Source organism: Jeongeupia wiesaeckerbachi, from assembly GCF_050916355.1.
Lineage (GTDB): Bacteria > Pseudomonadota > Gammaproteobacteria > Burkholderiales > Chitinibacteraceae > Jeongeupia > Jeongeupia wiesaeckerbachi.
Genome location: NZ_CP136946.1, coordinates 1,579,713 through 1,592,567, shown reverse-complemented (window position 1 = coordinate 1,592,567; position 12,855 = coordinate 1,579,713). Strand labels below are relative to the sequence as shown.

At 62.9% G+C, this 12,855-nt stretch carries 15 protein-coding genes; 6 read left to right on the top strand and 9 right to left on the bottom strand.

The window, feature by feature from the left end; all coding sequences use genetic code 11:
- The first annotated feature begins 74 nt into the window (after positions 1 to 74).
- From R0382_RS07780 to R0382_RS07755, 6 genes are all read left to right on the top strand, one after another.
- Positions 75 to 1,100, top strand: a complete 1,026-nt coding sequence (locus tag R0382_RS07780; RefSeq protein WP_432723653.1) for a PhoH family protein — start codon at positions 75 to 77, stop codon at positions 1,098 to 1,100.
- A complete protein-coding gene (ybeY, locus tag R0382_RS07775) occupies positions 1,097 to 1,570 on the top strand; it encodes an rRNA maturation RNase YbeY (protein WP_432723652.1) in 474 nt (157 codons plus the stop codon). Before R0382_RS07780 ends, ybeY begins: the two co-directional genes overlap by 4 nt.
- Before the next feature lie 8 nt (positions 1,571 to 1,578).
- On the top strand, positions 1,579 to 2,436 hold the full coding sequence (locus R0382_RS07770; protein WP_432723651.1) for an HlyC/CorC family transporter: 858 nt from the start codon (positions 1,579 to 1,581) through the stop codon (positions 2,434 to 2,436).
- Entirely contained in the window at positions 2,436 to 3,926 is a 1,491-nt protein-coding gene (gene lnt / locus R0382_RS07765; protein ID WP_432723650.1) for an apolipoprotein N-acyltransferase, read from the top strand. Before R0382_RS07770 ends, lnt begins: the two co-directional genes overlap by 1 nt.
- Positions 3,927 to 4,287: 361 nt before the next feature.
- Positions 4,288 to 5,625: a sigma 54-interacting transcriptional regulator gene (locus tag R0382_RS07760; protein ID WP_432723649.1), complete on the top strand. Its 1,338-nt coding sequence runs from the start codon at positions 4,288 to 4,290 to the stop codon at positions 5,623 to 5,625.
- A 67-nt stretch (positions 5,626 to 5,692) separates the two neighbouring features.
- The gene (locus R0382_RS07755) at positions 5,693 to 7,117 is read left to right on the top strand and encodes a hypothetical protein (protein ID WP_432723648.1); all 1,425 of its coding nucleotides are present in this window, start codon (positions 5,693 to 5,695) and stop codon (positions 7,115 to 7,117) included.
- 67 nt (positions 7,118 to 7,184) lie between these two features.
- On the opposite strand, the gene R0382_RS07750 is transcribed toward R0382_RS07755, so the two are convergent.
- From R0382_RS07750 to R0382_RS07710, 9 genes are all read right to left on the bottom strand, one after another.
- On the bottom strand, positions 7,185 to 7,937 hold the full coding sequence (locus tag R0382_RS07750) for a hypothetical protein (protein ID WP_432723647.1): 753 nt from the start codon (positions 7,935 to 7,937) through the stop codon (positions 7,185 to 7,187).
- A gap of 55 nt (positions 7,938 to 7,992) precedes the next feature.
- Positions 7,993 to 8,691, bottom strand: coding sequence for a C39 family peptidase (locus tag R0382_RS07745; protein WP_432723646.1), 699 nt, complete (start codon positions 8,689 to 8,691; stop codon positions 7,993 to 7,995).
- A gap of 30 nt (positions 8,692 to 8,721) precedes the next feature.
- Positions 8,722 to 9,174: a hypothetical protein gene (locus R0382_RS07740; RefSeq protein ID WP_432723645.1), complete on the bottom strand. Its 453-nt coding sequence runs from the start codon at positions 9,172 to 9,174 to the stop codon at positions 8,722 to 8,724.
- Between the two features lie 29 nt (positions 9,175 to 9,203).
- Positions 9,204 to 9,518: a hypothetical protein gene (locus tag R0382_RS07735; RefSeq protein ID WP_432723644.1), complete on the bottom strand. Its 315-nt coding sequence runs from the start codon at positions 9,516 to 9,518 to the stop codon at positions 9,204 to 9,206.
- Between the two features lie 118 nt (positions 9,519 to 9,636).
- Positions 9,637 to 10,467, bottom strand: a complete 831-nt coding sequence (locus R0382_RS07730) for a hypothetical protein (RefSeq protein ID WP_432723643.1) — start codon at positions 10,465 to 10,467, stop codon at positions 9,637 to 9,639.
- A 369-nt stretch (positions 10,468 to 10,836) separates the two neighbouring features.
- Positions 10,837 to 11,361: an RDD family protein gene (locus tag R0382_RS07725; protein WP_432723642.1), complete on the bottom strand. Its 525-nt coding sequence runs from the start codon at positions 11,359 to 11,361 to the stop codon at positions 10,837 to 10,839.
- A 29-nt stretch (positions 11,362 to 11,390) separates the two neighbouring features.
- Positions 11,391 to 11,777: a DUF3106 domain-containing protein gene (locus R0382_RS07720; protein ID WP_432723641.1), complete on the bottom strand. Its 387-nt coding sequence runs from the start codon at positions 11,775 to 11,777 to the stop codon at positions 11,391 to 11,393.
- On the bottom strand, positions 11,756 to 12,121 hold the full coding sequence (locus tag R0382_RS07715; protein WP_432723640.1) for a DUF3619 family protein: 366 nt from the start codon (positions 12,119 to 12,121) through the stop codon (positions 11,756 to 11,758). The genes R0382_RS07720 and R0382_RS07715 overlap by 22 nt, the downstream gene beginning before the upstream one ends.
- A 12-nt stretch (positions 12,122 to 12,133) precedes the next feature.
- Positions 12,134 to 12,748, bottom strand: coding sequence for an RNA polymerase sigma factor (locus R0382_RS07710; RefSeq protein WP_432724141.1), 615 nt, complete (start codon positions 12,746 to 12,748; stop codon positions 12,134 to 12,136).
- Positions 12,749 to 12,855 lie beyond the last annotated feature (107 nt).

Sequence of the window (12,855 nt, the reverse complement as noted above, 5' to 3'; positions counted from 1 at the left end):
GAATACCCCCACCGGCGCACGGCGCGGTTTCTGGAATAATCCAGGCCACGCCCGCCACACAAAGCGATACTGACTTGCACAGCGACAAGATTTCTTTCCAGCCCGTCGACAACGCCCGCCTCGCCAATCTGTGCGGCGTACTCGACGAGAACCTCAAGCAGATCGAGACCGCGCTCGACGTCAACATCGCCCGCCGCGACGCGCACTTCCGCGTCTCGGGCGAGGCGCCGCAGGTGCGTACCGCGCTCGACGCGCTCGAGTATTTCTACTTCCAGGCCACCGAGCCGCTCGACATCGACACCGTCCAGCTCGGCCTGATCGAAATGAGCCGTACGCCGGCCGATTTCCCGGTCGACCCGGACGCGCCGCAGCTGAAAACCCGCCGCGCCGACCTCAAGGGCCGCACGCCGGGACAGAACCTGTACCTAAAAGCGATCCAGGAACACGACATCACCTTCGGCATCGGCCCGGCCGGCACCGGCAAGACCTATCTCGCGGTCGCCAGCGCCGTCGACGCGCTCGAACGCGATGCGGTCAAGCGGCTGGTGCTGGTACGTCCGGCGGTCGAGGCCGGCGAGAAGCTCGGCTTCCTGCCCGGTGATCTGGTGCAGAAGGTCGACCCGTATCTGCGGCCGCTGTACGACGCGCTGTACGATCTGATGGGCTTCGACAAGGTGACGCGGATGTTCGAAAAAGGCGTGATCGAGATCGCGCCGCTGGCCTTTATGCGCGGCCGCACGCTGAACCATTCGTTCGTGATCCTCGACGAGGCGCAGAACAGCTCGCCCGAACAGATGAAGATGTTCCTGACCCGGATCGGCTTCGGCTCCAAGGCCGTCATCACCGGCGACCCGACGCAGACCGACTTGCCGAAAAACCAGAAATCCGGTCTGGTCGATGCGCAGGAAGTGCTCAAGGGCGTGCGCGGTATCGGCATCCATCACTTCACCAGCGCCGACGTCGTCCGCCATCCGCTGGTGCAGAAAATCGTCGACGCCTACGAGCGCGTCGGCAAGCAGCGCGAGCAGGAAGCCGCGCAGAAGAAAGCCGAGCGCGAGGCCGCCCGGGCGGCCGATCAGCGCAATGAGGGGCAAGCATGAGCCGCCGGCTGAAACTCGCCCTGCAGGTCGTCACCGACGCCACCGGCCTGCCCGGCAAGGCCCAGCTGAAAACCTGGATGGACGCCGCGCTGCGCCCCGCGGTCAAAACCGCCGAAATCACCGTGCGCATCGTCGATGCCGACGAGGGCCAGCAGCTGAATCGCGACTACCGCGGCAAGGATTACGCGACCAATGTGCTGACCTTCACCTTCGACGACGACATGCCGGCGATCGAAGGCCTGCCGCTGTTCGGCGACCTGGTGCTGTGCGCGCCGGTGGTCGAGCGCGAGGCGCAGGAACAGGGAAAAACGCTGGCCGCGCACTACTGCCACCTGATCGTCCACGGCACGCTGCACCTGCAGGGTTACGATCACATCGACGACGAGGAAGCCGACGAAATGGAAGCCCTCGAGACGCAAATCGTCACAACGCTCGGGTATGATGACCCGTATCGTACCGACACGGAGTAGTAGCACATATGGACGACCCCTCGTCCCCCAGTCATAAACCCTCTTGGCTGGAACGACTGACCCATTTCCTGCTGCGGGAACCTGAAAACCGCGGCGAACTCGTAGAAATTCTCCACTCGGCCTTCGAGCGTCACCTGCTCGACGCCGATGCGCTCGGCATGATCGAAGGCGTGCTCAACGTCGGCGACATGCAGGTGCGCGACGTGATGGTGCCGCGCAGCCAGATGGATGTGATCGACATCAGCCAGCCGCCGTCGGCCTTCATTCCCTTTGTCATCGAAACCGCGCACTCGCGCTTCCCGGTCATCGACGGCAACAAGGATCACGTCCTCGGCATCCTGCTCGCCAAGGATCTGCTGCGCTACTACGCCAATGACGAGGACTTCGACGTCCGCGACATGCTGCGCCCGGCGGTGTTCATTCCCGAGGCCAAGCGGCTGAACGTGCTGCTCAAGGATTTCCGCAACAACCGCAACCACATGGCCATCGTTGTCGACGAATACGGCGGCGTCGCCGGCCTCGTGACGATCGAGGACGTGATGGAGCAGATCGTCGGCGATATCGAAGACGAATACGACTACGACGAAACCGAAGACAACATCATCGTCGACCGGCGCGGCTACTGGCGCGTCAAGGGCCTGACCGAGATCGCCGACCTCAACGAGGAAATCGGCAGCACGTTCTCGGATGCCGAATTCGACACCGTCGCCGGCCTCGTCACCCAACATTTCGGCCACGTACCCAAACGCGGTGAAGCGGTCGAATTCGACGGTTTCCGCTTCCAGATCGTCCGCGCCGACAGCCGTCGCGTGCATTCGGTGCTGATCGAGAAACGCGAAGCCGTGGCCGAGGAAGAATCCAGCTGATGCTCAAGAACAGACTCGCCGGTCTGCTTGCACTGGCCGCCTGCGGGGCGGCCAGCGTGTTTTCGTTCGCGCCGCTCTATCTCGGCTTGCTGATGCCGCTGTCGCTGGCCGGCTGGCTGTATGGCGCATCGCGCGCCGGTTCGCCACGCGCCGCGGCCCTGGCCGGCTTTGCCTGGGGACTGGGTTATTTCGTCGCCAACGTCTACTGGATCTACATCAGCCTGCACACCTTCGGCGGCATGCCCGGCTGGATGGCAGCAGGCTGCACGCTGCTGTTCGGCGCCTATCTGGCGCTGTTCCCGGCGCTGGCGGCCGGGCTGGGCCGACGCCTGCCCTGCCCCGAAGCGCTACGCCTGCCGCTGCTGCTGCCGACGCTGTTCTGCGCCAGCGAATGGCTGCGCGGCACACTGTTCACCGGTTTCCCGTGGGCCGAGATCGGCACCTCGCAAATTCCGTCCTGGCCGCTGGCTGGCTACGCGCCGGTACTGGGCACCTATGGCGTCGGCTGGCTCTTGCTGGTCGGCACCGGCGTACTGGTGGCGCAATGGCGCTCGCCGCAGCGCTGGGGCGCTGTCGCGGCACTGTGGCTGGCCGGCTGGGGGCTACTGAACGTCAGTTGGACCACACCGGTCGGCCAGCCGGTCAAGGTGAGCCTGGCGCAAAGCAATATCGCCCAGGACATGAAATGGGATGCCACGCATTACATCAACAACCTGCGCGTCAATCTTCAGCAGGTTCGGCAGGCCCGCGGCGACATCGTCGTGCTGCCGGAAACGGCGATTCCGGCCTTCCTCGCCGACGTGCCACCCTGGTATCTGGACACGCTGCGTGACGCGGCCGGTGGCCGCGCGCTGGTGCTCGGCGTGCCGCTGCAAGGCAAGGCGGCCAATGCGTACTACAACGGCGCCATGGTGCTGACCGACCCAAGCCAGCCGGTTTACAAAAAACAGCATCTGGTGCCGTTCGGCGAATTCGTTCCGGCACCCTGGCTGTTCGGCTGGATGTACCGCTTCCTCGACATGCCGTTATCGGGCTTCTCGCGCGGCGCGGTCAAGCAACCGCCGTTCGTCATCGGTCCGACCCGGCTGGCCGCAAACATCTGCTACGAGGACGTCTTCGGCAGCGAAATCGCCCAGGCGCTGCCCGAGGCCACGATGCTGGTGAACTTCAGCAATCTGGCGTGGTTTGACGGTTCGTGGGCCGCCGAGCAGCAACTGCAGATGTCGCAGGCGCGCGCACTCGAGACCGGCCGTTACATGCTGCGCTCGACCAATACCGGTGCGACCGCCATTGTCGATGAGCGTGGCCAGGTTCGGGCGCGTCTGCCGCAACGGGAACGCGCGGTGCTGGAAGGTCAGGCTGTCAACCAAACCGGCCTGACACCTTACGGCCGCTGGCAAAACACGCCGATTCTGCTGATCTGGGTGTTGACCCTGCTGGCATTGGTCTGGATTGGTGTTCGTCGGCAATCTGTCGCAAATTCTTTCTAGAAAAGAAAGCAAATCACTTACTGAATAGGGCGTACTTTTTAGCCATTCGCCCTTGCCTCAATTCAGGTTTTTCACAAACCGTCTGACGTGCGGCAGGCAGACCGGCCCTGCCCATGCCGCTCGTCGTTCCACCGCGAGAATGCAGGACCCGGCACGGCTATTTCCTTGATTTAGCAGGGGGGCTCACCCATTCTTTGGGAACATCCAGTTAGTAATAAGTACCTGAAGTCGCACTGCAGTCCAGACCGAGAATGACGGTGTATCGCCACGCCGCCTTCCCGGCACGGCGATGCGCCTTGCCCTGAGCAAGCTGCATTTTGCTTACGGACTGCGTACGGACTACAGGACTAGGGAGATCACGGTGAACTCGCGCGCCCTGCTGCTTTACAGCAGCGAGCCGGACCGCTCGCATCCGGCACCGCTGCCCGACGTCATCCCTGGCTGGCAATGGGCCATTGCCACGACATCGGTCAGCGCCCACCATCAGATTCACCACCACAATATTCAGGTTGGTGTGATCCATCTGGCGTCCGACATGCCGGTGCCGTTCGAACAGCTCGAAACCCTGACCGCCAGCCATCCACAAATCGAATGGGTCGTCGCCGCACCGGCGGATGTCCTGACTTCGATCGACGTGGGCCGATTCATTGCCCACACCTGCTTTGACTACCACACCCTGCCCGCCGACCTTGATCGGCTGGCCCTGACCCTGGGGCATGCCTGGGGGCGTGCGCAAATGCGCGAGCGTTGCCGGGACACCACCCGCCCCGGGCAGTTCGGCATGGTCGGCGAATCACTGCCGATGCAGCGGCTGTACGCCAACCTGGAAAAAATCAGCAATAGCGATGCCCCGGTACTGGTGCAGGGCGAAAGCGGCACCGGCAAGGAACTCGTCGCGCGGGCAATCCATCGCCATTCGGCGAGAGCGCAGCAGCCCTACATTGCCGTCAATTGCGGCGCCATTCCGGTCAATCTGATCCAGTCCGAGCTGTTCGGCTACGAGAAAGGCGCGTTTACCGGTGCCAACCAACGCAAGATCGGCCTGATCGAATCGGCCAACGGCGGCACGGTTTTCCTCGACGAGATCGGCGATCTGCCGTTCGAATCACAGGTCATGCTGCTGCGCTTCTTGCAGGAACACTGCATCGAGCGGGTGGGCGGACACACGCCGATCAACGTCGACGTCCGCGTTATTGCCGCGACACACGTCAACCTTGAACTGGCCGTGGCGGCACGCAGCTTCCGCGAAGACCTTTTCTATCGCCTCAACGTCTTGCGCGTTACCGTGCCGCCGCTACGCGAACGGCTCGACGACGTCGATCTGCTGGCCGACTGGTGCTTCGAAGTCTTCTCGAGCGAGAAAAACGCACACGTGCAAGGCTTCAGCCTGCGCGCCAAGCAGGCCATGTCGCGCTATGGCTGGCCCGGCAATGTCCGCGAGCTGATCAACCGCGTGCGGCGCGCCATGGTCATGAGCGAAAACCGCCTGATCACCGCCGAGGACCTGCTGCTGGACGGGCCGATTCTGGAGGCCACCAGCGGTGCCTCGCTCGGTCAGGCACGCGACCAGGTCGAACGCGACCTGATCGAACACACGCTGCAGGTCAACAAACAAAACATCACCGAAACCGCCCGACAGCTCGGCCTGTCCCGCTCAACACTTTACCGTTTGATCAACAAACTAGAACTCAAACAGTAGCCGGCCGGCAATGCTCCCGGTGCGGGGGCTGGGTCTAGCCGCTTCGATCCTTGGAGAGGAGAACACGATGCGTCATCGACTCAAACCCATCGCGCTGGCGGGCCTGTCCGTCGGCCTGTCACTGGCGGGCGCCGCCTACGCCGCCGAGCCGGAACCCGAAAGCGCCTTGCCCAACGAGGCCGCCGTCACGTCGACGCCGCTGGTCGCGGCACCGGTGATCGAGGCGACCCCGGTCGTCGACGCGGCGACTCCGGCTACCGAGCAATTGGCCGAAGCGGCGGTGCCACAGCAGGTTCAGGCTGAAACACCCGCCGATGCGCCGGCTGCCGCGATGGTCGCCGAGTCCGCCGCTGAGCCAACGGGCGCCGCCGAGCCAGCCCCGCAAGCGCCACAGGCTGCGACCGAAGCGCCCCAGAATGCTGAAGCAACGGCGCAGGATGTCCCTGTGGCAACGCCCCCGCAGGCGGACGCCAGCGCGCCACCGAGCGAGCCGCCGACCACCAAACCGTCGCAGCAACCGACGATGACCTTGCAAGAAGCCGCCGAGATCCTCGCCCCCGGCGTGCTGACACCGAAGGGTACCTTCGTGCTGGACCCCTCGATCCAGTACTCGTACACCAACGGCAGTCGCGTCGCACTGGTGGGCTACACGGTCATTCCCGCGGTCACGGTCGGGCTGATCGATATCCGCCAGGAAAACCGCTCAAGCTGGACCGCCGCACTCACCGGCCGCTATGGCTTGACCAACCGGACCGAGATCGAAATTCGCGTCCCTTATGTCTACTCGTCGGACGAATCGCAGGATCGGCCTTTCCTGAGCGGCTCGATCGATCCGGAGGTCTTCAATACCGAAGGCAAAGGCATCAGCGACGTGGAAATGGCGTTGCGTTACCAGTTGAACCAGCCCCCTGCTGGCAGTCCGTATTACGTTGCTGCGCTGCGGGCCAAATCCGATACCGGCAAGGGCACCTTCGACGTGCCGTACGACATCAAGACCGGCCTGGCGACCGAACTCCCCACCGGCTCCGGCTTCTGGGGGCTGCAGGGCACGCTGTCGGCGATCGTGCCGTCCGATCCGGCGGTGTTCTTCGGCAGCTTCAGCTACATGTGGAACATCAAACGCGATGTCGACAAGCTGATTGCCTATCGCGTACCGGACACCACCTCCTTGTTGCCGAACCAGTTCACGATCAAGGAGGAGCATATCGGCGAAGTCGACCCGGGCGATGTATACGAGATCGCCTTCGGTATGGGCTTCGGCATCAACGAACGCAGCTCGTTCAGCCTGGCCTACGACCACAGCCTCATCACCAAGACCAAGGTCAACGGCGAGATTCCGACCGGTTCGACCAACGTCCAGGTCGGCATCCTGCAGCTCGGCTGGTCGTACCGGCTCAGCCCCACCATGACCGCCAACCTGACCCTTGGCGTTGGCACCACCGATTACGCGCCCGATGTACAGCTGACCTTCCGGCTGCCGATCACCTTCTAGCGATCCCGAAATAAAACAGGGTGGGCCCTATTGGCCCACCCTGTTTTTCTTCCAACGTTATGCAGAATCAACGGCTTCCGCGCACCAGACCGGCATTCAGCGACTCCATCACGCGATTGCTCAGCGCTTGCGAGAAGGAGCTCGTCGACACGCTCAGCACGGTGCTGGCCTGGATGATGCGATTGTCGACACTGTTCTGAATCACCTGCACCGGCAGCACGTTGTTGGGAACGCTGATCAGCGTCACATTGGTGGCACCGTTAGTGGCGCCGCTCATCGCACCGCTCGGCGTCAACGTCAGCGTGCCTGCGGCCGTCGGCACCGGGACGACGATCTGAACCGGCGCATTGCCTGGCTGGCCGGCAATCAAGCCCGCCCCGGCCAGTGAGTTGGTCACCGACGCGGCAATGTTGTTGCCGAGATTGCTCCATTTCAGCGTCGTGGCCGCCAGGATTTGCCCATCGATCGACACCGTCCGCTCAATGGCGAACGACACCGACAAACTGCTGCCGACGTCGGCACCCGCACGGATTTCGGTCAACTGGCTGGCGTCGATCCGGCTGGCGTCGGCCAAGACGATCCGGTCGGCATCCGGCGCGGTATTCGTCGCCACCGGGACCGGCTGCGTTTCGAGCGAAAGCTGCTGGTCGACCTGCAAGGCCGGTGCATCAGCGACCGGCTGATACTGCGGGAATGCCGTCTGGACAATGGCTGCATCACCTGAGGGCGATGGCAACGCATCGTCGGCCCAACCGCTGTGTGCCACCAGCGTAATCAGGCACAGCGTCGCGGCATGGGTCCGGGTAGGTACACGTTTCATGAGTCACCCCATTGTGGGTCGCTGCGCTGCCACGCCCTCGGACACCGCCCAGAGACTAGAAGCGGAAATCGTTGGGGCCGGGTAGGTGCAGGCTGAAATTGGCGAGATTGGGCGCAAAGACGCCGGACGCTGCCGGCCCTTTGGTGACCGCGCTCCAATCGGCCACAGTATTGAAACCTTTCTGTCCGACGCTCTTGCTATCGAGGATCAGAAACGCAATCTGTCCCCACATCCTTTCAAATGCCGGTCGCGTATACGACTTGACGCCCACCGCCGGGTCCCCGACCAAGACCCACTCATCCGAAATACCCTTGATCACGACAAAGTGCCGGTAACCGCCCAAGTCCAGCACAACGATTGCCGGTACACCCACGCTGGCCAAATCGCTGAGGGACATCTTGAAGCCGTTGGCCTCGAAGCCCTTGGCCTCCAGATAAGCTTTCATGTCGGCCATCGAGAAGCCGTACTTCTGGATCAGATCCTGATTGCCGTGCTCGTACATGCCCTTGAACACCTGGGTTTCATCGGTCGGAACCCCATAGTGGTAGTGCAACAGCGTGGCCAGCGCGGCCGAACCGCAGCTGAAATCGTATTTCTGGCGGACTGTATTGATAAAGGCCCGCTCCTTGAACGTCGTGACGTTGACGCTGAAGCTGTCGAACGGCCCGGCCACCACCTCCATCGGCGCGGCTCCGGCAGCCATCGCGATACTGCCCAGCACCCCGGCCGCGATCATCCTTCCCACGTAGCGCATACACCCTCTCCCCGCACGGTCCTTCAGGTCTTACTGCACTGCGACATTCAGGATGGTCGAATTCTGGATCATCACCGAATTACCGGTGTTCTGGATCACGGTGCCGATACCGTTCATGCCCGCCAGCGCACCCGCGCCCAGGGTATTGGCCCCTGAAGCCACGTTTTCCAGCGCACTGACGACGCTGCCGGTTTGGGCCGCAATATTGGCCGACGTCATCGAATCTTTCAGTTGGACCCCAGCCACGCCAGCCGTGCCCTGCAAGGTGGCCAGATCGTCTGAAGTCACCACGGCGTAGGTCGTCGGCAGAATCAGACGATCGCCACCGTCCTTCTGCGTCTCGCCGCCCGGCAATCCTGCGGCAAATGCGCCGCTTGCGGCAGCCAGCGCCCACAGTACTGCGATTGCATTCATTGCTTTCATCACAACCCCCACATGGCAAAGGCGAAAATCGCCGCAGGTTCGTTCCACCCTTGCGTGCATATCGGATGATCGGGCCAGAGCCCTCGCTGCTAACGCAGCGACTGCACGTTGGCGCCGACACTGATCGACTGCTGGATCAGTGCGTTGTTGCCGGTATTGGCCGACACCACCCCGAAACCGTTGACGTTCACACCACTGATGTCGGTATTGCCCGACGTCATCACCGGCACTGCCAGATGCTGTCCCGGCGCCCCGCCCGATGCGCTGACGGTCCCCAGCTGATTGATGTTGATTGCGTTCGAGCTGGTGTTGATATCGATCCGGTTGTTTTCCACCTTGCCAGCCGGTTGTTCGGCCATCGCCAAGGCCGACACCAAGGCAAGACCAAGTGCAATTCTGAGCATTGCCCCCTCCTGTCCGTATTGACCGGGCCCCGGCGCAAGCCGATGCGCGGCCTGGTTGGAGTAACCGGGGTTCCGACTGCGAACCCCGGCCAGCTCAATTCAACTCAACAGTCCCCGATTACGGCAGAATGCTGGCGTTGATTTGCACGTTGTTTTGTTGCTGTTGCAGCGAACCCAGACCGGCGTTGTTTTGCAATGCGCCGATACCGTTGATCGCGACGCCCTGCAGATTGGCTGCACCGGAGGTCAGCGACACGACCGACAGGCCAGCACCGGCACCACCGGATGCATTGCTGCCAGCACCGCCACCGTCACCGCCAAGACCTGCGCCCAAGCCCAGACCCAGCAGTGCGCCAAGGCCCACACCCACACCAGCACCGCCGCCACCGCCGCCAGCACCGCTACCTGCATCACCGCCACCGCTCTTATTGCTCGATCCCATTACCGGGAAGGCCAGCGACGCACCATACTGATCGGCATTGAGCTTGTTGGTGCTCGTTGTCTTGCTGATGGTGGTAGTGGTGGTGTTGAACGAATCGATCGTCTTGTTCGACGTATTGCCGACGTCCTTCCACGATGCAGCCGTCGCGCCGTTGTTGGCCGAAACGCTACCGTTCTTCGCCGAGCTGTTGGACTCGTCATGGCTATCGACTTTGGTCTTCACGTCGATATCGGTCTTGGTGGTGTTCTTCGTGTAGGTCTTGGTGCTGGTCTTGTTGTGAGAATCGGTCTTCGTACTGGTCTTGTTGTACGAATCGGTGGTCTTGGTCGTCTTGGTCATGTCGTGCGAATCGTTCGAGACCGCAACACTACCGTCGTCCGCTGCAGCGCTACCGAACACCGGAATCTGCGCCGTGTTGTTCGAATTGTCATTGCCACTCGGGAACGCCCAGGCACCTGCAGCACCAAAGGCCATTGTCAGTCCAGCGATGATTGCTAGCTTTTTCATCACATTATCTCCTCAGACACGTGATCCCTTACGGGAAGAGTGCGCCCGATCCGTCGGGCACAGTCTTGACATTGCAACAGCCGTGCCAGCCCAACAAAAACAATTCAACCAATTGAATTAAAAAGGAATTTTTACAACAATCGCGCGCAGCAGACGACGACGATACCCGGAGGACATGTTTCAGATCTGAAACATCAACCCGCCCCAGCAACGACGCGGGTCCGCCAGAACAGAGGCGCAGCAATGCTTTGCGGCGCGTCGGCTCACTGGTCTGTCGGGTGTTTCATAGTTGAGACGTAGGCGGACGATGGTCATCGTCGGCCAAATCGGCGCCCCGCCCTGCGTCGTGGGGTACGGCGCCCTGGGCAATCAGCCGGTACGGGTCTTCGACACGTAAACGATGCGCGTGCCGGCCACCCGGTCCTGCAACAGCAAGCCTTCCCGGTCCAGCCACGCCCACACGTACGGCGCCATGAGCCACGCGCTGCTCAGCCAGGCCCACGGCAGCCAAGCCCGGTCGTGCCACGCCAGCACCCACAGCGGCACGCAGGGCAGATAACACAGCGACGACGCCAGGAAACGCACGACCAGCGCCGGCCATGGCGCCCGACCGCCCGCCGCACCATCCAGCCGCAGACGCCAGGTTTTCATCGCCAGCGTCTGGCCACCACGGCGCCAGCACAGCATGAAATAACCGAAGATCGCCGTCACCAGTACTGCGAAATTCAGCGCCCGCAAGCCGGCATTGGCCGACACGGCCGTAACCGGCGCATGGGTCAGCAACTGAAACACCACCTGATACAGCACCTGCACCAGCAGGACGACCGGAATCAGCAGCAGCAATTCGTACCACCAGGCGAAACAGCGGCGCCACCAGCCTGCCAGGGGCGGCATATCAGTCTGCAAAAGAGAAGCGTTCAAGTTCAGTGTCCGCGTCGATGAGGGGTCGGGGCCGATGCCACGGCGCTGGCGGAACGGCGCGCCTGCACCAGCCGTTCGCGCTCGGCCGGGGTCAGATTTTGCCACTTGCGATAGTTGTCGCGCGCCTTGGCGCGCTGTTCCGGCGTCAGGGTCGCCCATTCGCCCAGACGGGCGCGCAGACGCGCCTGCTGTGCCGGCGGCAGCGTCGGGTACTGCTCGGCCAGTTTGGCCAGCCGGTCACGCCGGTGCGCCGGCATGCTGGCCCACTCCTGGGCAAACGGTGCCAGCAGCGCCTGCGACTGCGGCGGCAGGCTTTGCCACGTTGGTGCTGCCCATGCAGGCAGCGCGATGAACAGCAGCAGCAGGCTCAGCGCGAATCGGCGTGCCATATATCGAAGTTTCCGTTGACGAGCACATCCAGCGGGATCTCGTCGGTCAGCATTTGTTGGTCGAACGCGTACTCGGCCTCGCGCTGATGCCAGTACCAGCCGGTGCCGACGGTCAGCACCAGCCCGATCGCCGCAACGGCCGTCCAGCTGCGCGCGTGGGCACGCTCGAGCAGCCACGTCCCTGCGCCGGTCAATCGGCCACGCACCGAACCGTGCCGGGCATGTGCCAGCGCATTGCGACGCGCGTCGGCCAGACGCTGTGCCGCCTGCGGTGAGACCGGCGCGTCAGCAAGCTGACGCAGCAGCGTCTGGTTCCGGTTTGCGGAAGGGATCTCTGAAGTCATCTGGGCCTCCTTTCAATCAGCCTGCCACTGCACGCCGTGCTGGCCCAGCCAGGCGGCGAGCGCGTGTGTGGCGCGCGAGCAATGCGTCTTGACGCTGCCGTCCGAACACCCCATTACGGCGGCGGTCTCGGCCACGTCGAACTCCTCCCAGTAACGCAGTAGAAACGCTTCGCGTTGACGCGGCGGCAGTTTGGCGAGGCCTTCCTCGATCAGCGCCATCACGCGCGCCTGATCGTGGATCGCTTCGGGGCTGGGCGAGGTTGGCTGGTTCGGCAGCCAGTCGAGGGGATCGTTCGCGTCGGCGTCGGCATCGTCGGACTGGAAGCTCGACAGCAACACCGTCCACCAGTTGCGGGTCTTCTGGCGCCGGTAGTAGTCGCGGATCGCGTTTTGCAAAATGCGCTGAAACAGCAACGGCAATTCGGCCGCCGGCTTGCCGGCGTAGCGTTCGGTCAGCCGCAGCATCGCGTCCTGCACCAGATCGAGGGCAACGTCCTCGTTCTGCGTCGCGAACATGGCCTGCCTGAATGCACGTTTTTCGACCTCGGCCAGAAAGGTGGCGAGTTCAGCTTGCGTCGCCAGAGCCCTCTCCTTGACTGGGTTGAAAACTTGCCGGGATGCTAGCAAAGCACCGTTGACGAAGCCAGAAAAACTTGCCAAGCCAGCCCTGTTCGGCTAACTTCATCAGCTCACCCAATCCAGATCAGTGTCGGTCGCCGAAGTGGCAATCGACG

What these genes read in the sequence shown, in the direction of transcription:
- R0382_RS07730 (WP_432723643.1), bottom strand. Translation starts at nt 10,467, where the DNA reads ATGAAAAAGCTAGCAATCATCGCTGGACTGACAATGGCCTTTGGTGCT.
- R0382_RS07725 (WP_432723642.1), bottom strand. Translation starts at nt 11,361, where the DNA reads ATGCCGCCCCTGGCAGGCTGGTGGCGCCGCTGTTTCGCCTGGTGGTAC.
- R0382_RS07755 (WP_432723648.1), top strand. Translation starts at nt 5,693, where the DNA reads ATGCGTCATCGACTCAAACCCATCGCGCTGGCGGGCCTGTCCGTCGGC.
- R0382_RS07740 (WP_432723645.1), bottom strand. Translation starts at nt 9,174, where the DNA reads ATGCACGCAAGGGTGGAACGAACCTGCGGCGATTTTCGCCTTTGCCAT.
- R0382_RS07715 (WP_432723640.1), bottom strand. Translation starts at nt 12,121, where the DNA reads ATGACTTCAGAGATCCCTTCCGCAAACCGGAACCAGACGCTGCTGCGT.
- ybeY (WP_432723652.1), top strand. Translation starts at nt 1,097, where the DNA reads ATGAGCCGCCGGCTGAAACTCGCCCTGCAGGTCGTCACCGACGCCACC.
- lnt (WP_432723650.1), top strand. Translation starts at nt 2,436, where the DNA reads ATGCTCAAGAACAGACTCGCCGGTCTGCTTGCACTGGCCGCCTGCGGG.
- R0382_RS07750 (WP_432723647.1), bottom strand. Translation starts at nt 7,937, where the DNA reads ATGAAACGTGTACCTACCCGGACCCATGCCGCGACGCTGTGCCTGATT.
- R0382_RS07735 (WP_432723644.1), bottom strand. Translation starts at nt 9,518, where the DNA reads ATGCTCAGAATTGCACTTGGTCTTGCCTTGGTGTCGGCCTTGGCGATG.
- R0382_RS07745 (WP_432723646.1), bottom strand. Translation starts at nt 8,691, where the DNA reads ATGCGCTACGTGGGAAGGATGATCGCGGCCGGGGTGCTGGGCAGTATC.
- R0382_RS07720 (WP_432723641.1), bottom strand. Translation starts at nt 11,777, where the DNA reads ATGGCACGCCGATTCGCGCTGAGCCTGCTGCTGCTGTTCATCGCGCTG.
- R0382_RS07770 (WP_432723651.1), top strand. Translation starts at nt 1,579, where the DNA reads ATGGACGACCCCTCGTCCCCCAGTCATAAACCCTCTTGGCTGGAACGA.